Here is a 21,329-nt window from a genome sequence, read left to right on the forward strand (position 1 = left end):
TTGGAGCTTTCACCATGACTGCCAATCCTTCACTCGTTACACCCAAAACACTGACAGAACGTGCCCATAACATTCGCCGCCACGCGTTGCGCATGGGGCAAGTTCAGGGGCAAGGCTATGTCGGCCAAGCCCTCGGTGCCGCCGACCTGCTGGCCGTGTCCTACTTCCATGCCCTGGACTATCGGCCTGAAGACCCGCAATGGGAGGGCCGCGATCGCTTCTACCTGTCGATCGGTCACTACGCGATTGCGCTGTATGCGGCCCTGATCGAAGCCGAAATCATCCCGCTCGATGAGCTGGAAACCTACGGTGCGGACGACAGCCGCCTGCCGATGTCAGGCATGGCCGCCTACACCCCGGGCATGGAAATCACCGGCGGCTCGCTGGGTCAGGGTCTGGGCATCGCGGTCGGTGCCTGCCTGGGCCTCAAGCGCAAAGGCTCACCCTCCTTCGTCTACAACCTGCTGTCCGATGGCGAGTTGAACGAAGGCTCGACCTGGGAAGCCGTGATGTCGGCTTCGCACTGGAAGCTCGACAACCTGATCGCCATCGTCGACGTCAACAACCAGCAAGCCGACGGTTACTCCAGCGAGATCCTGTCGTTCGAACCCATCGTCGATCGCTGGCAAGCCTTTGGCTGGTTCACTCAGCGCGTCGATGGCAATGATCTGGAGGCGCTGGTGACCGCGTTCGATGCCGCCCGCAATCATCCCGGCACTCAGCCGAGGGTGATCATCTGCGACACCAAAATGGGCAAAGGCGTGCCCTTCCTCGAAACCCGCGAGAAGACACACTTCATCCGCGTGGAAGAACACGAATGGGATCTGGCACTGATCAATCTTGAAGAAGGAAATAACCAATGAGCAACGCCGCCAACACTCCGACTTCGACTGCCGAACCGATCAAAAAACGCCTGACCACCTCGGCGATGATCGCGTCGATTGCCTCGGAAGGCCAAGCCACGAAATCTGCGCCTTTCGGTCATGCGCTCGCGGCGCTGGCTGATCAGCGCCAGGACATCGTCGGTCTGTCCGCCGACCTGTCCAAGTACACCGACCTGCACATCTTCGCCAAGGCACATCCCGACCGTTTCTATCAAATGGGCATGGCTGAGCAACTGCTGATGAGCGCAGCCGCGGGGATGGCCCGTGAAGGCTTCGTACCCTTTGCCACCACCTACGCGGTGTTCGCTTCGCGCCGCGCCTATGACTTCATCTGCATGGCGATCGCCGAGGAAAACCTCAACGTCAAGATCGTCTGCGGCCTGCCCGGCCTCACCACCGGCTATGGACCCAGCCACCAGGCCACGGACGACCTGACGATCTTCCGGGCCATGCCCAACCTGATGATCGTCGATCCCTGCGACGCCCTGGAAATCGAGCAGGCCGTGCCCGCCATTGCCGCGCATCAAGGGCCGGTGTACATGCGCCTGCTGCGCGGCAATGTACCGCTGGTGCTGGATGAGTACGGCTATAAATTCGAGATCGGCAAGGCCAAGACCCTGCGCACCGGTAACGATGTGTTGATCATCTCCACCGGCCTGATGACCATGCGTGCACTGGAAGCGGCCAAAGAACTGCAAGCGGACGGCGTCGATGTTGCCGTGCTGCACGTTCCGACGATCAAACCACTGGATGAACAAACCATTCTCGCCGAGGCAAGAAAGTCAGGTCGACTGGTGGTCACAGCAGAGAACAGTTCGATTATTGGCGGTCTCGGCGAGGCCGTTGCCGGGGTGCTGCTGCGCAATGGGGTGACGCCAACCTTCAGGCAGATCGCATTGCCCGATGCATTCCTCGATGCCGGTGCCCTGCCGACGTTACATGATCGCTATGGCATTTCGACTCAGGCAGTCTGCGCTCAAATCAAAGCCTGGCTTTGACCGCTGACTGACAGGAGCGCTTATGGATAGGCGCTCCATAGTGAGGTTTCAGGATGTTCGCCTCGAGTCGTTTCTTGCCATCCCCTTATGAATGCTCTTGGAAGCAAGCGGCGCGGCGGCAAACGCCGGCCAAAAGCAGTCGGTGTTTCGGACTGTGCGACAGATTTCGAAAGAAAGCTGCAAGCCCCGCGACGCTTAAGGGCTTGCGACTCATTGCCGATACGCCCCTCAAGCTTGCGAGACGTTTTCTACCGGTAGGCCTGCCGTGTTGATTACGGAACACGCAAGCCTATTTGCTTACCTCAGGCGCGTGTATATCCGGGACGTCTCGGGCGTCTGCCACATTCTCTCGGGCGTTTTTCGCCTCAACTTTGCCAGCCTCTCTGGCATCTTTCGGCCGGACTTTGCTCGACTCTCTGGCAAATTGCGTAAACTTTGGCGTCCCGGGCTGCATCTGCAGCAGCTTTGGCAGCATCTCTGGCTGCATCTGCGCCTGCCTTGCCGGCGTCCCTGGCTGCATCCGCAGCGGCCCTGGCAGCATCCCTTGTGGCATCCGCGCCCGCTACGCCAGCAGCTCTTGCTACGTCCCTGGCTGCATCCGCCTGAGTTCTGGCGGCGTCCCTGGTTGCATTTGCAGTGGCTATTGCCGAATCCCGGACTGCATCCGCATCAGCTTTGGCAGCGTCCCGGACTGCATCTGCGTCGTTCACGGCAGCGTCTGCGCCATTGTTGTCTGCGTCGTTGTCATGCGCATTGCCATTGCCTGCTACACCATCATCGCCTGCCGCATCATGATCGCCTGCTGCACCATCATCGCCTGCCGCATCATGATCGCCTGCCGCACCATGATCACCACCCTTTCCATCGCCTCCTGCTCCATGATCGCCACCCTTTCCATCACCTCCTGCTCCATGATCGCCACCCTTTCCATCGCCTCCTGCTCCATGATCACCACCCTTGCCATCGCCTCCTGCTCCATGATCACCACCCTTTCCATCGCCTCCTGCTCCATGATCGCCACCCTTTCCTTGGCCACCCTGACCACCGTCGCTGCCACCTTCTTTGGCATACACGCTGGAGAAACTGCCGATGTAATCGGGCACCAATACAGTCGATGCCGACAGGACTGCGCCAATTGCCAGAGCCAATAAACATTTATTGAGCTGCATGTTCCAACCTCCGGTTGGAGTTGCGTAGTCATGTCCGTATCGAACGCAATATCCAGTAAGTTCCCGGCCGCCCATTTGGGCGGCCAGCCAACCGACACGGTCATCAATCTGCAGCTTTAACGAGCAACTGCGGTTTGCGCATGATCCTTCAACACCAGTCAGTATCACTTCGCGGGAAATATTCCCACGCATAGGTTAGATGAGTGCTTTCAGCCCGAGTTCAACAAATCAATCTCAGGACCAGGACATGCGTTGAGCGGTACGCGTTATCGTTAACGACCATCGCTGGCAAGCCAGCTCCCACAAGGGACCGTGACCTCCAAACCAGTGAACGCCTAAAAAAATATCGAGGCCTGAAAGAGGTAAGTTCTGAGGGCCTTTGCGCAAGCCGTGTCTATAATTTTCCAGATATCGGCCCCATTGGTCAGTGAATACAAATGTCCGAAGATGAAAATTCGCAGCCCGGTTCTGACGTTCTCTTCGACGAAGCTGACTGTGGATTGCTGCTGACCGCAGAAAATGGCGAGATCGCACGGGTCAACCTCACGTTCTGCCGCTGGTTAGGCTTGCGGCGAAAAGAGCTGCTCGGGCGTCACATCCAGGACTTGATGAGCCTCGAGGGAAGGACGTTCCACAAGATGTACTGGGCGCCCCTCATGCAGATTCAGGGCGTCGTTGCTGACGTGAAGTTCGATCTCGTTCACCACAACGGACACTCCATTCCAATGATGCTTAGCGCCGTCAGCTGTGAGCATTCTGCTGGCATATTTCATGAAATGACGCTATTCAAGGCCGCGGATAGCCAAAGGTACGAGCGCGAACTGCTCAATGCCCGAATGCTTGCCGAAAGGCATTTGGCGAAACACCTCAAGGACCAACGCGTACAGGACATGACCCAGGACAAGTTGCGTATCACGTACGCTGCGGCTGAAGACAGGGCCCTGTTCGCCGAGCAACTGATCGGGATTGTCAGTCATGACCTGCGCAACCCGTTGTCGGCCATAAAAATGGCCACGGAACTGCTGGGCCGCCGAGAGATGGATGCCAAACAGGTCCAGATACTTGGCCACATCACCCATTCGGCCGAGCGTGCGCTGCGCCTGGTGGCCGATCTGCTGGATTTCACCCTGGCTCAGGTGGGGCGAGGTATCTCGGTCCTGCCCAAACCCGTCGATTTACACGAACTGGTGGGCGATTGCCTGGACGAGTTGTGCCTGGCTTTTCCCGGGCATACGTTGACCCATCTGCGGTATGGGCAAGGTGCTTTCTCTGCAGACAGCGATCGGCTTTATCAGCTCATCGGCAATCTGGTCGCCAATGCAGTCGCCTACGGTGCCAGCGATAGCGAAGTCACCGTTTCCACACGCTTTGAAGATCAAGTTCTCGTTATAACCGTGCACAACTTCGGCACCCCTATACCTGAGGCGTTGCTTGGGGATTTGTTTGAGCCGATGATCCGAGGCAGTCATGACAATGCCGAACTCAGAAGTGTCGGGTTGGGTCTGTTCATCGTTCGGGAGATCGTTAAGGCGCACTGCGGCGAAGTGGCTGTAACTTCTACTCCCACTACTGGTACAACATTCACTGTAACCATTCCTCGCACCTGATATTTACCTGGATTGCCCTTCACCCCCCTTCCATTACTAGCCGACGATAGCCAGGCGTGACTGGCCGCTTCACGCCCCGAGGAAGTCAGTCAACCCAAATAGAGGTTCTTGAGGAGCGGTGATTTTATTCCTTATAGGCAACGAGTCTCGCTACCTGATTAAAAGCACTCTCAATGAACCGAGATGATCACCCTTGGCCGCGTAGTGACTCGTTGGTTTTCATCGTGAACACAATGACTTCCTGTGTCGATATCAGACACGGATGTGGCGTGATCAGATAACTGAATCATCGGACAAGCCGGGTAAGGTGGCGCACCTTTTCATCGAAACAACCACGTCACGATGATGGGTTTGATAAGAACTGCAGCGTTTGAAGGGTGCTTCTTTCAGGAAGCCCGGCAGGCAGCAATGATGATCTGTTGCCCTATCCATCCGCTTAAATGTCGATCGGCAGAGAAAAAAAACCAATGATTAGCCCGAGCTCCAAGGATTCGAGTGGCCAATTGGCGCAGGGCTTCAAGCCTCGTCACGTAACAATGCTGTCAATCGCCGGTATTATCGGCGCCGGTTTGTTCGTTGGCTCAGGACACGCCATTGCGGCGGCTGGCCCGGCGGTCCTTCTGGCCTATCTATTCTCTGGCCTGCTCGTCGTCCTGGTCATGCGCATGCTCGGTGAAATGGCGGTGGCCAACCCGGACACCGGCTCTTTCTCCACCTATGCCGACCAGGCCATCGGCCGTTGGGCTGGCTTCACCGTCGGTTGGCTCTACTGGTGGTTCTGGGTGCTGGTGATCCCTATCGAAGCGCTGGCCGCCGGTCATGTATTGAACCAGTGGTTTCCGCAGATCGATGCCTGGCTGTTCGCCCTGGTGTCGATCATTGCACTGGTGGTGACCAACCTGTTCAGCGTGTCCAAGTACGGCGAATTCGAGTTCTGGTTCGCCATGGCCAAGGTCGTGGCGATCATCGGTTTCATCGGCGTGGGTTTTGCCGTGTTGATGGGCTGGGTTCCCGATCGGGAAGTCAGCGGATTGAGCGGCCTGATGGCCGAGCACGGCGGGTTTGCTCCAAACGGGTTGTCGGCGGTAGTCGGCGCCTTCATCACCATCATGTTCAGTTTCATCGGTACCGAGGCGGTCACCATCGCCGCCGCCGAATCCGACAATCCCTCGCAGAACATTGCCAAGGCCACCCGTTCGGTGATCTGGCGCATCGGGGTGTTTTACCTGCTGTCGATTTTCGTGGTCATCTCCGTGGTGCCCTGGAATGACCCGCTGTTGGCTTCGGTAGGCTCCTACCAGCGGGCGCTGGAAATCATGAACATTCCCCACGCCAAGTTCATGGTGGACGTGGTGGTGCTGATCGCCGTGGCCAGTTGCATGAACTCCTCGATCTACATTGCCTCGCGCATGCTTTATTCGCTGGGCCGTCGCGGCGATGCACCGAAGGCACTGAAAGCGACCTCCTCCGAAGGCGTGCCGCGGGCAGCAGTCATTGCCAGCACCGTGTTGGGCGCGGCGATCACCGTGTGGAGCTACTTCATGCCCGCCGGGTTGTTCGAGTTCCTGCTGGCCAGTTCCGGCGCGATTGCCTTGGTGGTGTACCTGGCCATTGCGGTGTCGCAGCTGCGCATGCGCCGGATGTTGCGTCGGCAGAACGTCGAGCTGACCTTTCGCATGTGGCTGTTTCCCTGGCTCACCTGGTTGGTGATCCTGTTCATCTGCGCGGCGCTGGCCGTGATGATGGCCTCCCCTGATCACCGTACCGAAGTGAGCACGACCATTGGCCTGGCGCTGGCGATCTCCTTTATCGGCCTGGTGACATCGCGTCACCCTGCGCAGGCTGCGAGGGTGACATCGGTGGGATAAAGCCCGAGAGGTAGTTGCGCCGAACCTGATACCCCCTACGCCAGGACTGGGGGTATTACCCGCTCCTGTATCTCAGGCCGTCATCGCTTTTTGTGAGGACATGACCACGATGTCATCGAACTCCACCGTGTCCGACGGTAAGACTCAATCCGTCGGTTTTCTGCTGCTGGACAAATTCACACTCATTTCCCTGGCGTCCGCAGTAGAGCCACTGCGCATGGCCAATCAGTTGTCGGGGCGAGAGCTATATCGCTGGCATACGTTCAGCCCCGGTGGAGAGCCTGTCTGGGCCAGTGACGGCGTGCAAATCACTCCGGATGCTTCATGGAAAAATCCATTGGTGGCGGACACTGTAATCGTGTGCGGCGGTATTGGAATCCAGAGCGTGATTACCCGCGAGCACATTACCTGGCTGCAAGCCCTGGCGCGTCAATCCAGGCGGTTGGGAGGTGTGTGCACCGGTAGCTGGGCGCTCGCAAAAGCCGGGCTGCTCGACGGCTACGAGTGCAGCGTGCATTGGGAATTTCTGGCGGCCATGCAGGAAGCCTTCCCGCGAGTCAGCATCAGCGCGAGCCTGTTCACCCTCGACCGAAACCGCTTTACAAGCTCCGGCGGAACGGCCCCCATGGACATGATGCTGCACCTGATCGGTCGCGATCATGGTCGAGAATTATCCGCCGCCATCTCCGAGATGTTTGTCTACGAGCGCATACGCAATGAACAGGACCATCAGCGCGTTCCCCTCAGGCATGTACTGGGAACTCATCAGCCCAAGCTGCAGGAAATCGTCGCGTTGATGGAGGCCAATCTCGAGGAACCGATCGACCTGGATAACCTTGCAGAATTCGTTGACCTGTCACGTCGACAGCTGGAGCGGCTATTTCAGAAATACCTTCAATGTACGCCGTCACGCTATTACTTGAGGCTACGTCTTGTTCGAGCGCGACAACTGCTCAAGCAAACATCATTGTCGATCATTGAGTTGGCGTATGTATGCGGTTTCGTGTCGACACCCCATTTTTCCAAATGCTATCGCGAGTACTTTGGTGTTCCACCCAGTGAGGAGCGTTCCGGCTCGGAAATGAATCGCAAATTGGCAACGCCTGCAACGACGCAGCCGTCATTGACCAAACCGCCGACAGCACTCGACCAGGCACGAAACGAATCGACCTTTGCCAGTGTTCGAATGATGGATCGTTCTGGTTTGGCGGAGTCGTACTGATCGGCCGCCCCAGTCGCATCCGAGTTTCCTCAATAGGATCACGCAGGAGATTCAACGGGCATCAGAAATGACTGTATGTGTGCCGACACGATGGCTGATATCTTTCCCGCGCACCTGATCGCGTCCAATCGACGCTGATCCCATCAAGGAAGATAAAAACTATGAAAACATTATTCATCGCTACGCTAGGAATTTTATCGCTCATTCAAATATCACTGTCCTTCGCGGATTATGTTAACGGGAAAAATCTCTACTCACAGAGATGTATCATGTGCCACGGAACAGATCTCAAAGGAACAGGGCCACTGGTTAATAAAAGCAATCCCCCAACACCTGACCTTACAACCTCCATTTTCAAAAAACGATTAAATGATTATCCGGGCGTTATTGTGTCATCGATAATACTTCGTCCAAATGGAGACTTGATTCCAAGAACTTTGCAAGAGAATGGTGTAAAGCTATCGTCATACTCCTGGAGGATTAAGGATCTTCGCGATATAAATCAATACATGAGCGGTGTGATTTCAAAAACTCGATGAGTTTGAGCTGAGAAGTTGGTACAGAAGTCCAAGAGTCATTTCAGGCTTGAGGGCTTATGGGGCAATGCCAGTGAGCCCGTCGACCTCTCGCGGTCACATCGCTGATGACCAATCCCAGATTAATACAAGTTCGGGCGACTCTTCGCATCCGGCAGCAATCGGCTGCGGTCGTGACAGATAAATAACGGCCAGGAGCGGCCTTTCTCGGTTAGAACCGAACACCTGAACCTGCAGATAGCCGACTGGATCCAATCGGTATGTACTGGCAAGCACCAAAAATGCTGACCAGAAGGCTTTGAAACTTGTTGTTACAAGCAAGAATACGTATCATTAATATTCAAGCTCAGGACGCAGGGAGTGCATTGTCCATACAATAAGGTCAATAAAAATAATGCTTAAAATGCTCCTCGTGTACGTTCATCTGCTCGCCAGTTGTATTGCCCTCGGCAGGGTATTGCTCGCCGATCACAAGCTTTGGAGTTGGCGCAAGGAAGCGCTGGATCAGGCGAAGCTTGAGTATCTGGAAGAAACCAGGAAAATCGCCACTCTCGCGTTACTGGCCCTTTGGGGCAGTGGTCTGCTGTTGGTCCTTCAGGGGTATCTCCTCGAGGGCACTGCGTACTTGCTCAATCAGAAGCTCTGGGCCAAGGTGGCGGTTGTCGCGCTGCTGACCCTGAACGGCGGTCTGTTGCATCGCGTCGGTTTCCCGTTGTTGCAAAAAGCCCCCTTCGTCTTGTTACCGGGTTCCGACCGCGGTCGCCTTGCACTCTTGGGGGCGTTCTCCATGAGTGGCTGGCTGTTCGCCGCTTTCCTGGGGGTGGCTCGAGCCTGGAATCATGTCATGCCGTGCTTGCATGTGATGGGGGTTTTCACGGCATTCGCCTTGCTGGCTTGCGCCGTGGCGCTTGTGGTCGCCAGCACGGCGGGCACGATGCGTGGTGAGGAGCCTACGGTTTCATAGTGGGTGTAGCACAAACTCAAGCGTGGATAGCATGACACCTCCCTCGACACAGGAGCCCACCCAGGCATCCACGCTTGAAGTCGTGGTTTCGTCCGTTCCAGGCCACTGGAATCGCTGGCAGACACAATGGCTCCAAAGAAGCCCTTCGTGACAGGCAGCAGTCGGCCAAAAAAGAGGCTCACCCGCGTACCAGGTAGGCCCCTGAGGGAACCCGATATCGCAACTTCTTGCATTTACCGGGTTTAGGCTGATGCCCCGGCGGACGATCAGGAAACCAGATTCGGCATTTACCCGGAGGCGGCATATGGCCGCGGGGAATCTCGACCTCGGCGTACGCCCTCTCTGACCCGATACTAGCCATTTGCAATTGACCTTCGGCCCCTACTCTTCCCGCCGTCGGTACATCCGAAACCCGATTTGCCTCAGCAGTAGTGAAGTTGCCGGCGTCACGCCCGGTGTCCGCAGTGGATTGCTCAACAACCGCCACTTGCGCTTCGCGGCGCCTTTGGGTCTCTTCTTCCAGCCCCTTCTGTACGGCGACCACGTCCTCCTTGGCATTGGGTGGGGTACCCGAAGACTGGGCTTGCTGCGCCGCCTGGATCAATTGGAAGTTGCGGTTGCGCAACTGGACGTTGTTACCAACCCGCATGTTCGAGCGCGCCGCCAGGGTTTCAGCCTGCTGGTACTGCCCCTGCTGAAGACGCAACACACCAAGATAATGCAGCGTCGCAGGATTGTTCGGCTGGATGTGCAGGGCACGCTCCAGCGTGGCGGCGGCCTGGTCCAGCTGGCCGTTTTCATATTGCCGCGAGGCTGTTTCGATCAGGGTGGTTGATGCATTGTTGCTTTGCGCGGGCGCTCTTCGCTCGGCAGCGACAGCACTGAACGAGGCGACAGCGCAGAACACCAGGATGAGGACCGGCGGAAAACTCTTGTTTGGCATCGGGGGCGGACTCGACTGAACTCGGACGGCACTGCCGTAATACAGACCACAGCGCTGCTCGGCACTTCCGATACAGGGCGGCTATAGACCTGGCCAACACCCTGAAGTTCCTGCTGCAACGGCCGTCGCCACCGCTTCTGTTTGTTATCGGCCCACGACTGAGAGCGTTGGCTATTTAAGCAATGGCCCCCTAGAACTTTTCCCTATTTACCGGTCTATGTGGATAGGCACATCCGCTCGGTAAGCACGCCCCCCGCAGGCTAGCCGCCGCCAGATGGCCACACGTCCGATTGTCCATCAGAGGTTGTCTTCGCTCATGAAATTCCATGTCCCACGGATGGTGCTGTTCGGCCTGTTCGCGTTCGCGGCAGTGGGCTCGGCATCCGCCACACAGATGAAGGACTCAACCCCTGCTTTTGCAACTCAAGCCCCAGCCATCCAGACGCCCGTCCAGGCCGCCGGCAACCCTTGGCCGACCTTGGCCAGCATGGCCGGCAAGCAGCCAGGGCCGTTGCTTGCCCATGACGACCGATACTGGCATGACGGCCGTTGGCACGATCGTAGAGACGATTGGCGCCGAGACGACTGGCGCAGGGACCAGTGGCGTAGAGATCAGTGGCGTAGAGAGCAAGCCCGCCGAGAAGCCGAGCGCCGTCGTGATTGGGAGCGCCACCACGATCGGGCCATGCGGTACCGTTACGAGGACGATCGCCGCTACTATCGTCGCTAGTGCGAAGCCCCGGAGCAATCCGGGGCGCAAGCAGTCCTTCGTGACAGGCCGCAATCGGGCCATTAGCTGCCCTTCACAAATGGCTGTAAACACGAACGTTCAATGTTCAGCTAATCCGTACAGGCGCCCGCCCCTGTTGGCTATGACGGCGAACGAGGATCCGATTGATTGGAATGGCCGCTGGCGTATCTCTAACAGCGTGGTGTCTTGCTGAACGCTTCCAACTCGCAAGCCAACGTTGGGAGATGGACCCGAGGGAATGCCCAGAGGCAATCCTCAAAAGCCCACGCCTTTTAAGCAGGGGCAATGCGCCGGCTGGCTCCGTAAACTGGAAATCAGCAAGCCTTTGAAACGCATCAAGTCGACAAGGCAACCCGTCCTATCCCGGCAAACTCAACTTCCACTTGCACCCCGGCCGACGCCCAGTAGATACCGGTCCAGCTACCACTTGCCACCAGGTCACCGGCTCGCAAGGGGCTGCCCAGTGCTGCAGCGTGACGCGCCAGCCACGGCAACGAACTCAGCGGATCACCGAATGGATGGCTGCCAACCCTGACGACTTCAGGCTCCCCTGCCACCCGCAACGTCACCTGTTGTCTTGACCAATCCGGCATTTCCCCCCACGTTTGCGGGGCACCGAGTACCAGCGCGCGGTTGAGTTGCTGGTCGGCCAGCCGAAGCAGTGGCGTGGCCTGATCGCCCTGCAGCCAGCGCGTGCCACACAGTTCGATGCCCGGCATCCACACATCGACCGCCGCATAGGCCATGGCCAGGTCAGTGTGCTGGTCGAGGTCGCGCGACAGACGCACGATCAGTTCTCCCTCGATCCCGAAACCGAAGGCATCGCCCGGCGGAACCTGCCAACCCGACGGGTGTATCGCCATTGCCGGTACCCCGGCGGCGCTGATCAGCCCTCCCGGAGCGCCGCCCAGTTTCCAGGCCGCTGGCGCCCCGGGGGCGAACCAGCCGAGGGCATCCGCTACCTGGTGCTGCACGGCATAGGCTTCAGCTTCGCTAGCCAGTTCCAGGGTTGGCAACGGTTGTTGGCGCCCCTCACGCCAACCACGAATCAGGGTGGCGGCCACCTGTGCGACCGCACTCACAATGCCAACTCAGTCTTGCGTCGGCGCAGTTGCGCGGGCGCCGGGCGCTCGCACGGCAGAAACCGGCCGCGACCAGCCTCACCGCGCGGTTCGCCGTCCCAGACCACCTCACCGCGAGACAGGGTCATGGCCGGCCAGGCGCTCAGCGTCATGCCGGCGTAAGGTGTGTAATCGACGTTGTGGTGCAGCATTTCGTTGCACAGGTGCACCGGTTCACCTTCGTTCCAGATCACCAGGTCGGCATCAGCACCAATAGCGATGCTGCCCTTGCGCGGATACAGCCCATACATCCTGGCGGCATTAGTGGAGGTCAGCGCAACAAAACTTTGCGGGGTGATGCGCCCACTGCGCACGCCTTCGGACCAGAGCAGTGCCATGCGGGTTTCGACACCGGGAATGCCGTTGGCGATCTGGTCGAACGACACCACTTCACCGTGGGCCTTCTTGCCATTCGGGCCATCGAAGCGAAAGGGTGCGTGGTCTGACGAGAAAATCTCGAACGAGCCGTTTTCCAGCCCATCCCAGATCACCTGCTGGTTTACGGCATCGCGCGGCGGCGGGCTGCAGATGCACTTGGCACCTTCGAAGCTGTCGTCACACCCCAGCGAGTCGGCGGTCAGGAACAGGTACTGCGGGCAGGTTTCGGCGTACACCTTCAACCCCAGGCTCTGGGCCCAGCGAATCTGCTCCACGGCCTCGCGACCCGACACGTGCACGATCAGGATCGGCACGTCCACCAACTCGGCAAGGGCGATGGCACGATGGGTTGCTTCGCGCTCCACCAGCATCGGCCGCGACGCGTTGTGGTAGCGCGGCGCAGTCAGCCCGGCCGCCAGGAGTCGCTCGGTAAGCCAGGCGATGCAATCGCTGTTCTCGGCGTGGAGCATCACCATAGCGCCCTCACGGCGCGCGACCGACAACGTCTCGAGAATCTCCCGGTCGCCCAGCTTCAGCGCATCGTAGGTCATGTAGATCTTGAACGATGTATAGCCTTCCGCAATCAAGGCCGGCAGTTCTTCACGCAGCACTTGCGGTGTGGGGTCGGTGACGATCAGGTGGAAGGCATAATCGATCACCGGCTTGTTACCCACCCGACGATGGTAGTCATCGACGGCAGAGCGCAGGCTTTCGCCCTTCTGCTGGCAGGCGAACGGGATGACGGTAGTGGTGCCGCCGCAGGCCGCCGAGACTGTGCCGCTTAAGAAGTCATCGGCCATCACCGAGCCGTCGCCAGTCGGCTGGTCGAGGTGAACATGGCTGTCGATGCCACCGGGGGTGACATGCCGGCCTGCCGCGTCGATTTCCTGGTGACCTTGCGGCAGGTCCAGGCCAAGGGAGACGATGCGCCCATCACGAATACCGATATCGCTGGTGAACGTGTCCGCGGCAGTGACCACGCGGGCGTTGCGAATCACCGTATCAAAAGGTTGCATATCAGGCCTCTTCCAGAACTAACCGGCGCCATTGTGGTAAAAGAGTTCCGGCGTGATCGCCACGCAATCAAGTTCGTTCAAGCCAGGCACGGGCGATTTCTTCGCGCGTAGCAAACCAGACACCGCCGTGTTGCTTGGCATACTCGATGAATTGCTTGATCGCCCTTACCCGCCCCGGACGGCCCACCATACGTGGGTGCAGTCCAATCGACATCATGCGTGGTCCTTCAGCCGACTCCTCATAAAGGACCTCAAAGCTTTCTTTCATGTACTCGAAAAAGTCCGATGCCTGCGACAGTCCCGGAGAGTTCCAGTAGCGGAAATCGTTCACGTCAGCGGTGTAAGGCACCACGAGGTGACGCTTACCCTCAACCTCGACATAGTAGGGAACATCATCGTTGTAGGCATCGGAGTCGTAGAGAAAACCGCCCTCCTCAGCAACCAGGCGACGGGTATTGACGCTGGCGCCATACCGGCAATACCAGCCAACGGGACGCTTGCCGCAGGTGCGTTCGAATGACTCGATGGCTAAACGCATGTGTTCACGCTCTTGTTCTTCAGTCAGGCGAAACACTTCCTCCCAGCGATACCCGTGACTGCAAATCTCATGACCACCTGCAACAGCAGCACGTGCAACATCAGGATTCTGCTCAAAGGCTACCGCGCAAGCATGAAAAGTCGCACGAACCGATTGCTGGTCGAGAATATCCAGGATTCGCCAGATCCCGACGCGAGAACCGTACTCATACATCGACTCCATCGCCAGATTGCGTGTGCCGTCGGGTATTGAATAGCTACCCCATTCGGTCATTGATTCCTGGTCCGGGTCGCCCATGGCGAGCGAGCGTTCGGAGCCTTCTTCGTAGTTGATCACCAGGCTGATGGCCAAACGTGCGCCATTCGGCCAAGTGCCTTGCGGGCGTTGTCTTGCGTAACCCACTAAATCGCGTGCAGGTGAAACCATCGGGATATTCTCCTGAAGTGACGGGTTAAATAAGTACGTGGCGAAAGTTGCGACTTAGCAGTCGATCTCTTTCAGCCGGTCATGACTAAAGGTACTGTCCGATTGCCACTCGCTGAAGGCCAGCCCCATGGCCAGGGTTTGCGCAATACAGAACGAAGCCGTGAGCGAGCGAAAGCCCAGTAATTCGGCGTCGTTGACCTCAATCACCGTATGGGCCATCTGCCCGATAGGGCTCAGAACGCTGTCAGTGATTGCCACCAGCGTCACGCCTGCGGCCCGTGACTGACGACACGCCTCAATGGTGTCGTTGGCGTACGGCGGAAAGCTGACGGCTATCAACAAATCATCATCGGCAATCGCGCTGACCTGCTCTGGCAACGTGCCGCCAGCACCGCTGATGTGCACGGTTCGCCGGCCCACACGACTCAACGCGTAGCTCAGATAGGCGGCAACCGGAAAGGCGCGACGCATACCAATGACGAAGGTGGTACGAGCGACTTGCAGATGGGCGATGGCGGCTTCGATATTGGCCTGTTCACCCCCTTCAGCCAAGTGCTCCAGGGAAACGATGTTGGCCTGGCTGAACTCACGCAGAATAGCGCCGACGTCACTTGGGTCCTCCAGCAACGTCTCGCCGCCGTAGTGCCGAATGCGCTCGCTTTGGGTGTCGGCAGCCTGCTGCAACGGTGCGCGAAACAGCCGCTGCAAATCTTTGAAACCTGCAAAGCCAAGGGCCTGAGCCAGCCGAATATAGGCTGAAGGCGCAATGCTTGAGCGCTTACCCAGTTCGGCTACCGTATTGAGTGCGATCTCATGCGGGTTGTCGATCAGGAATCGGGCAGCATCGCGCAGACGACCGGTCAGTTGTTCGTGCTGGGCCGCGATACAGTCACGCAGCTCTGCGAGGGTTTCAGGTAAGGCCATAATGAAGGCTCGTAAAATTAGAAGTGTGTATGCCGGTCAACGCAACGCATTGATTGCTTGATCCAGTGCAGTGATGAGGCGATCGACTTCTTCCAGCGTGTTGTAGTGCGCCAACGACACCCGCACCACCCCGCCAAACTGATCAAGCCCAAGGGCTTCAATAAGTCGCCGCGCATAAAAGTCACCAAATCGAATGCCGATCCGGTGCTCATCGACCCTGCGCACAATGGCCTCGGACTGAACACCGTCAACCACGAAACTGATCGTTGGCACTCGATTGCGGGTATGCGCTTTGCCAATGATACGAACGCCATCACGCTGGCGCAAAAATGCCAGCAGACGCTCAGCGAGCAAATCTTCCTGCACCTCAAAAGCATCGAACGCAGCCTGCATGCACTCGCGCTCGCTACCTTGCGCGCCAAGCCGGGTGCTGATGTCGAGCAGGTAGTCGGTGATGCCAATGCAACCGAAGGACAACTCATAGTTGACGTTGCCCGGCTGCAATTTGTAAGGCACCACATCCTGACCGATAAAGAAATGGTTAAGGCTCGGCAACTCCAGCAACAGATAACGACGTCCCCAGAGCACAGCAAAGTGCGGACCGAAGGTTTTGTAGAAGCTGTAGACGTAGAAATCGGCGCCGCTCGCCTGAACATCAACCAGACGGTGTGGCGCATAAGCGACGGCGTCCACGCACAGCTTGGCGCCCACTGCATGGACACGCCGCGCAACCTCGGCGACTGGATTGACCGAGCCGAGAATGTTCGAGGTGTGGGTCATCGCAACATAGCGTGTTTTGTCATTGAGCAAGACCTGCAGGTCATCCAGCTCCAGCTCACAGCTGTCGCGGTTGACCTGCCACACGCGCAAGGTTGCGCCACGGCTTTCGCAAAGCTTGACCCATGGGCCGATGTTGGCCTCGTGATCGCAATTGGTGACGATGATTTCATCGCCCTGGACAATTGACGGTGCGATGGCGCGACACAGTATTTGCAACAAGTGGGTAGTCGAGCCGCCCATGATCACTTCTTCGGGATGCTCGGCGTTGATCAACTGCATGACCGAGTGACGCGCCTGCATCACTCGCTCGCCTGCGACAACGGAAGGTTGATAGGAAGCACCCAGTTGCACACTGTTGTTCAGCAGGTAATCACAAACCCGCTCAGCCACAGTACTCAACACCATCGAGCCTCCAGCGTTATCCATATAGGCATAACCACCGGCCAGACCTGGAAATTGCTTGCGAACGTAATCGATATCGAGAGGATTCACTCTACTTTCTCCAGCCTGATTCAGTGGTGCAAGATGGCCTGCAGGAACGCTTTCGTGCGGGGTTCCTGAGGTGCGGTAAAAAAAGGCTCCGGGATGTTCTGCTCAACAATGCGTCCGCTTTCCATGAAGATCACCCGATCGGCGACCCGACGGGCGAAGCCCATTTCATGAGTGACCACGACCATCGTGACGCCGGACCGAGCGAGGTTCTGCATGACATCGAGTACCTCGCCAACCATTTCCGGATCCAGCGCCGACGTTGGTTCATCGAACAGAATCGCGCGAGGTTCCATAGCCATGGTGCGGGCAATGGCAACACGCTGCTGTTGGCCGCCAGACAATTGGCTCGGGTATTTGTGCGCGTGATCGCCCATGCCGACCTTCACCAATAACTCCTTGGCCCGTGCATGCGCATCACGCCTACTCAGGCCGCGCACCCTGATCGGCGCCAACGACACATTGTCGAGAACACTGAGGTGCGGATAGAGGTTGAAACTCTGAAACACCATACCCACTTCGCTGCGGATGGCGGCCAGTCGCGGACCGTTTTCAACACGCTCGCTGGCCACGCGGATATGGCCTTGCTGGTAGTTCTCAAGCAGGTTGATGCAACGGATCAAGGTCGATTTACCCGAGCCGGACGGGCCAAGAATGACCACCACTTCACCTTCTTCGACCTGCAGGTTGATATCACTCAACGCTTTGAATTTGCCGTAGTACTTGTCGAGCTTTTCGATGTCGATCAACGTGCTCATGCGGTTTTACCTCCAGAGGCGTTACGACGTTCAACCCAGCTGACCATTTGCACCAGCGGCAACAACAGCAACAGGTACAACAAGGCGGCCCCAACCAGCGGTGTCGGGTTGGCAGCCAATGCCTGCGCCTGGGTCGCCTGCTTCAGCAAGTCAGGCATCGCTACCACAGAGGCGAGCGCCGTGTCTTTCATGACGTTGATGCAATTGCTCGTCATGGGGGGCATTACGATGCGGATGGCCTGTGGCAACACGACGTCACGCATGGTGCTGAAAAAACTCATGCCCTGAGAGGCCGAAGCTTCGAACTGACCACGGGGAATGGCTTCGATGCCCGAACGAAAAATCTCTGCGCTGTAAGCGCATGAGACCAGCGAGAGCGCACTGGCAGCCGCCGCAAAAGACGACAGTCGAATGCCGACAAAAGGCAACGCGTAATAGATGAGGACGAGCAAAACCAGCAATGGAATGGAACGCATGATATCGATGTAGATACGTGCGAGCGCTCGAACAGGTGCGTAGGAGTACAACCGCAACAACGCCAGAAAAAGCCCACCCACCAGGCCCAGGGCGATACTTACCACCCCCAGCAAAATGGTCACGCCTAGCCCGCGAATCATCAGTGGAAGCGACTCGACGAGCACATTCCAATTAAAAAATGTCTGCAAAAGATCCATGGGATACCTCGGTCAATACAAGTGGCGAACAGGCGTCGCCACTTACATGCAGCATCGTCAGGGCTTACTTGAGGACAGCGGCTACCTTCATGGTGCTCGAGTCCTTATCGGCTTCGGTGCCAAACCACTGTTTGTGGATGGTTCCAAGAGTGCCGTCTTCTTTCATCTTGCTGATGATGTCGTTGACCTGATCGCTCATCGCCCAGCCTTTGGCGTGCATCAGCGAGTAACGTTCACCCGTGGGAACACGCGCAACGATGGAATACTGCGGCTTGTCCTTGATGTAATACAGCACGGCGGGAATGTCGCTGAGGTAGCCATCGATTCGCCCAGAGGCAAGGTCGAGCATGGCTGGCGAAAGTCCTTCGTAGCGCGAGACATCGGCGAACTTGTACTCGTCCTTGTGTTGGCCGATCCACATGTCGCCGGTCGAGCCGGTATCGACGCCAACCACTTTGCCATTCATGTCGGTCAGGCTCTTGACCTTGGACGTAGTCAGTGAGGTCAGGGACTGATCGCTGTCGAAGTATGGCTGTGCGAAGGCCACCGATTCCAGGCGTTTAGGGGTGATGGTGATCGACGAAATAGCAATCTCGACACGTTTTGATTGCACGGCACTGAACAGGCCGTTGAAAGGAATATTGATGAACTCGACGGTTTTCCCGGCGCGTTTTGCCACTTCTTTTACAACATCGACTTCGAATCCGACGAATTCACCTTTGGCGTCCTGAAACTCCCAGGGCACGTTGCCAACGTTAGCACCTACAGTCCAGTCAGCTGACCATGCTGGCAGTACAACTGCGGCGGTCATGAACACTCCCAACATCACTTTCGCTTTCATGTTTGCTCCCGATTGTTTGTTTTTTTAGGTGCTAACAGCGGTTGATCTCGTACAACGTGGGATCGAGAGTAAAGCAACGGATTATTTATTTCAATACCGATCGTCTGTGAATATTTTGCTCCACGACCATACACAGTTTTCCTTACACGTCACGTCAAAAGGACTAGTTACGGTCAGAACCGACCAATGTTGCCACGCGCAGCAGGCCGCAATCAGCCACGAAGAGACATTCTCCGCCTGGCTCGATCAGACTGTCCTCAGGCACCACCCCTTCTCATGCCGATTGTCTGCGCCAGGTGCCGGGTGATGTGCCGAACTGGCGTTTGAATGCGCGACTGAACGCCGCTTCGGATTCATAGCCCACTGCAAAGCCGATTTGCGCCACGTTACCGCGACCTTCGCGCAGGTGTTGAGCCGCCACGTGCATGCGCCAGAGCGTCAGGTATTGCATCGGTGGCTGTCCGACCAATGCCGTGAATCGCTCCGCGAATACCGAGCGCGACATGCCCACTTCAAGCGCCAGGGCTTCTGCCGTCCAGCCCTCGGTTGGACGGGCATGGAGCAGCGCCAGGGCGCGCCCGATATGCGGATCTCGCAGGCCCGCCAGCCACCCGCGCCGTTCAGGGGGGAGGTTCGCGACATACTGGCTGACGGCTTCGACGAACAGCAGTTCGGAGAGCTTGGCGATGACCGTGGTCGAGCCGACGCGTCCCGCCGCGATCTCACTGACGGCGAAACGGAATGAGCTTTCAATCCAGGCGCCCGAAGCCGTCGCGCGCACATCCAGCTTCAACAAGGATGGCAGCGACGAAAGCAACGGGCTGAACGGTGTTTCAGAGCCGAGGAATCCGCACAGTAACTGTGTGGCCTCGCCGCCCCCGCCGCACTTGATTCGTGATATTCCGCCGACTTCCGGCGGCTGAATGACTTCGCGCGCCGACATGGGCGCAACGCCTAGATCACTGCCAAAGGTATGAACGTCATTGCGCGGCAGCAGAATGAGTTCGCCTGCCCGCACGTCGAGGGTGGCACCCTCGTCGACTCGCAATTGCATGTGCCCCGCCGCGACAAAATGCGAGGCAATGATATGTCGAGGGGCAGCCAGGAACGGTTTGCAATCGTCGGCGGAGATTCTTCCGCTCAGACACCAGGGCGCAGTGAACTCTGCCTCGAGGAAGACCCCTCCAGACAGCCGAATCACACGCAATACATCAGATAGCGCATCCAGCAATTGCCAGCCCTCCTTTCCGGAGTCCCGAGCATGTAATCAGGCGCACTGGTCATTCGCCGCCTGAACGGCGAGGCCTAGATTAGCACCAACGCGGACTCAGTGATCGAGACCATCCCCAGACGCTTCACCGATTTTCATTGACTCCCGCGTTAAGCGTAATTGGCCCATTCCAACTCGACCACGCCAGCCGGAGATCCGTATGAACACCGCCGCTACCCTACCCCGCCCGGACTCGGGCAACGCCGCCCGTTATGCGCAACTTGTCAGATCCTCGAAGAAAGCGGAATGGCAGATCGATCGCGACTTGCTGCAGGACCGCAGCTTCGACTTCTCGCGCAAATTCTTGCCCGACGGCTTATCGCATATCGACCGCCTGACCTTCCTCGGCGCAGACGAGGCGCGCCTGCTCAGCCAGATTCAGGGCCGAACCTATGCGTATATTTTTGGCCTGGTCGAGCGTTTTATCAGTGCCAAGATGCTCGATCAGGGTCGGGCCCATGTATTTGACGATCAGCTCGCACTCGAAGCGCTGGTGCGTTTTTCCAACGACGAGATCAAGCATCAGGAACTGTTCCGGCGCATCGAGACGATGATGGGCACACGATTGCCGGCGGGATACCGTCAGGTTGCCGATCCGAACGATGTGGCGCGCGCGGTCCTGGCGGCCAGCACCTGGGCGGTACTGGCGCTGACCTGTCATATCGAGCTGTTCGTGCAGACGCACTACGTGCAGAGCATCGCCCCGCGCGAGGAGTTGTGCCCACTGTTCAGGGACGTCTTCAAGTTTCACTGGAAGGATGAAAGCCGCCACGTCGTACTCGATGAACTGGAATGGGAGGCGGAGCACGCGAAAATCTCCCCGGCCGAGCGCGACCAGGCCGTGAACGATCTGATTGCCCTGGTGGCGGCCGTCGACACGATCCTGCAGGCACAATCGGCAGCCGATGCCGACTACTTCATGGGCAATGCTTCACGATCGTTCAGTGTCGATGAGACCGCGCAAATCAAGGCCTGCGTGCTGAGCGCCTACCGCTGGCAATACATTGTCTCGGGCGTGCAGCATCCACACTTTGGCCGGCTGCTTGCGCGCATGACAACGCCGGCACAGATGTCCAGGGTCCAGACTGCACTGGCACCCATCATGGGCCATTGATCGACAGGGAGCGACCGACCGCGTGTCGGTCGCGCGACAGTGGGATGACTGTGCTGAC

At 57.9% G+C, this 21,329-nt stretch carries 20 protein-coding genes; 9 read left to right on the plus strand and 11 right to left on the minus strand.

From position 1 onward, the window contains the following. Positions 1 to 14 precede the first annotated feature (14 nt). Together KW841_RS22985 and KW841_RS22990 are read left to right on the plus strand one after the other, a co-directional pair. Positions 15 to 863, plus strand: a complete 849-nt coding sequence (locus KW841_RS22985; protein WP_218479897.1) for a transketolase — start codon at positions 15 to 17, stop codon at positions 861 to 863. Beyond that, positions 860 to 1,882, plus strand: coding sequence for a transketolase family protein (locus tag KW841_RS22990; protein WP_218479898.1), 1,023 nt, complete (start codon positions 860 to 862; stop codon positions 1,880 to 1,882). The genes KW841_RS22985 and KW841_RS22990 overlap by 4 nt, the downstream gene beginning before the upstream one ends. A 766-nt stretch (positions 1,883 to 2,648) precedes the next feature. Here KW841_RS22990 and KW841_RS22995 read toward each other — a convergent pair. Then, positions 2,649 to 2,951: a hypothetical protein gene (locus KW841_RS22995; RefSeq protein ID WP_218479899.1), complete on the minus strand. Its 303-nt coding sequence runs from the start codon at positions 2,949 to 2,951 to the stop codon at positions 2,649 to 2,651. A 537-nt stretch (positions 2,952 to 3,488) separates the two neighbouring features. Here KW841_RS22995 and KW841_RS23000 point away from each other — a divergent pair. The 5 genes from KW841_RS23000 (at position 3,489) to KW841_RS23020 (ending at position 9,248) form a co-directional block, all read left to right on the plus strand. Further along, entirely contained in the window at positions 3,489 to 4,658 is a 1,170-nt protein-coding gene (locus KW841_RS23000; protein WP_218479900.1) for a PAS domain-containing sensor histidine kinase, read from the plus strand. Between the two features lie 467 nt (positions 4,659 to 5,125). Beyond that, the gene (gabP, locus tag KW841_RS23005) at positions 5,126 to 6,526 is read left to right on the plus strand and encodes a GABA permease (RefSeq protein ID WP_007974243.1); all 1,401 of its coding nucleotides are present in this window, start codon (positions 5,126 to 5,128) and stop codon (positions 6,524 to 6,526) included. A gap of 109 nt (positions 6,527 to 6,635) precedes the next feature. Further along, on the plus strand, positions 6,636 to 7,748 hold the full coding sequence (locus tag KW841_RS23010; RefSeq protein WP_371319530.1) for a GlxA family transcriptional regulator: 1,113 nt from the start codon (positions 6,636 to 6,638) through the stop codon (positions 7,746 to 7,748). Between the two features lie 161 nt (positions 7,749 to 7,909). Next, complete coding sequence (locus KW841_RS23015) at positions 7,910 to 8,287, plus strand: cytochrome c (RefSeq protein WP_218479902.1); 378 nt, start codon at positions 7,910 to 7,912, stop codon at positions 8,285 to 8,287. A gap of 391 nt (positions 8,288 to 8,678) precedes the next feature. Continuing rightward, complete coding sequence (locus KW841_RS23020; RefSeq protein WP_218479903.1) at positions 8,679 to 9,248, plus strand: hypothetical protein; 570 nt, start codon at positions 8,679 to 8,681, stop codon at positions 9,246 to 9,248. 178 nt (positions 9,249 to 9,426) lie between these two features. Here the strand turns inward: KW841_RS23020 and KW841_RS23025 are convergent, their stop codons facing one another. Next, positions 9,427 to 10,191, minus strand: coding sequence for a tetratricopeptide repeat protein (locus tag KW841_RS23025; protein ID WP_218479904.1), 765 nt, complete (start codon positions 10,189 to 10,191; stop codon positions 9,427 to 9,429). 316 nt (positions 10,192 to 10,507) lie between these two features. On the opposite strand from KW841_RS23025, the gene KW841_RS29815 reads away from it, so the two are divergent. Continuing rightward, on the plus strand, positions 10,508 to 10,921 hold the full coding sequence (locus tag KW841_RS29815; RefSeq protein WP_256357928.1) for a hypothetical protein: 414 nt from the start codon (positions 10,508 to 10,510) through the stop codon (positions 10,919 to 10,921). A gap of 356 nt (positions 10,922 to 11,277) precedes the next feature. Here KW841_RS29815 and KW841_RS23030 read toward each other — a convergent pair whose 3' ends face one another. The 9 genes from KW841_RS23030 to KW841_RS23070 form a co-directional block, all read right to left on the minus strand. After that, entirely contained in the window at positions 11,278 to 12,024 is a 747-nt protein-coding gene (locus KW841_RS23030; protein WP_218479905.1) for a fumarylacetoacetate hydrolase family protein, read from the minus strand. Then, on the minus strand, positions 12,021 to 13,457 hold the full coding sequence (hydA, locus tag KW841_RS23035; RefSeq protein ID WP_218479906.1) for a dihydropyrimidinase: 1,437 nt from the start codon (positions 13,455 to 13,457) through the stop codon (positions 12,021 to 12,023). The genes KW841_RS23030 and hydA overlap by 4 nt, the downstream gene beginning before the upstream one ends. A gap of 67 nt (positions 13,458 to 13,524) precedes the next feature. After that, entirely contained in the window at positions 13,525 to 14,421 is an 897-nt protein-coding gene (locus tag KW841_RS23040; RefSeq protein ID WP_218479907.1) for an allantoinase PuuE, read from the minus strand. A gap of 54 nt (positions 14,422 to 14,475) precedes the next feature. Further along, positions 14,476 to 15,345: a MurR/RpiR family transcriptional regulator gene (locus KW841_RS23045; RefSeq protein WP_218479908.1), complete on the minus strand. Its 870-nt coding sequence runs from the start codon at positions 15,343 to 15,345 to the stop codon at positions 14,476 to 14,478. Between the two features lie 36 nt (positions 15,346 to 15,381). Next, entirely contained in the window at positions 15,382 to 16,617 is a 1,236-nt protein-coding gene (locus tag KW841_RS23050) for a cysteine desulfurase-like protein (protein WP_218479909.1), read from the minus strand. Positions 16,618 to 16,637: 20 nt separating this feature from the next. Then, complete coding sequence (locus KW841_RS23055) at positions 16,638 to 17,372, minus strand: amino acid ABC transporter ATP-binding protein (RefSeq protein WP_305729910.1); 735 nt, start codon at positions 17,370 to 17,372, stop codon at positions 16,638 to 16,640. Then, complete coding sequence (locus KW841_RS23060; protein ID WP_218479910.1) at positions 17,369 to 18,046, minus strand: amino acid ABC transporter permease; 678 nt, start codon at positions 18,044 to 18,046, stop codon at positions 17,369 to 17,371. Before KW841_RS23060 ends, KW841_RS23055 begins: the two co-directional genes overlap by 4 nt. Before the next feature lie 64 nt (positions 18,047 to 18,110). Further along, positions 18,111 to 18,887 (minus strand): transporter substrate-binding domain-containing protein, encoded by a 777-nt coding sequence (locus KW841_RS23065; RefSeq protein ID WP_218479911.1) that lies wholly within the window; start codon positions 18,885 to 18,887, stop codon positions 18,111 to 18,113. A gap of 274 nt (positions 18,888 to 19,161) precedes the next feature. Further along, positions 19,162 to 20,118 (minus strand): AraC family transcriptional regulator, encoded by a 957-nt coding sequence (locus tag KW841_RS23070; protein WP_218479912.1) that lies wholly within the window; start codon positions 20,116 to 20,118, stop codon positions 19,162 to 19,164. 199 nt (positions 20,119 to 20,317) lie between these two features. Here KW841_RS23070 and KW841_RS23075 point away from each other — a divergent pair, with 199 nt between their 5' ends. Beyond that, positions 20,318 to 21,271, plus strand: a complete 954-nt coding sequence (locus tag KW841_RS23075) for a diiron oxygenase (RefSeq protein WP_218479913.1) — start codon at positions 20,318 to 20,320, stop codon at positions 21,269 to 21,271. The last annotated feature ends 58 nt before the right edge of the window (positions 21,272 to 21,329 follow it).

This window comes from Pseudomonas sp. PDM28 (assembly GCF_019219115.1).
GTDB classification, from domain to species: domain Bacteria; phylum Pseudomonadota; class Gammaproteobacteria; order Pseudomonadales; family Pseudomonadaceae; genus Aquipseudomonas; species Aquipseudomonas laurylsulfatiphila.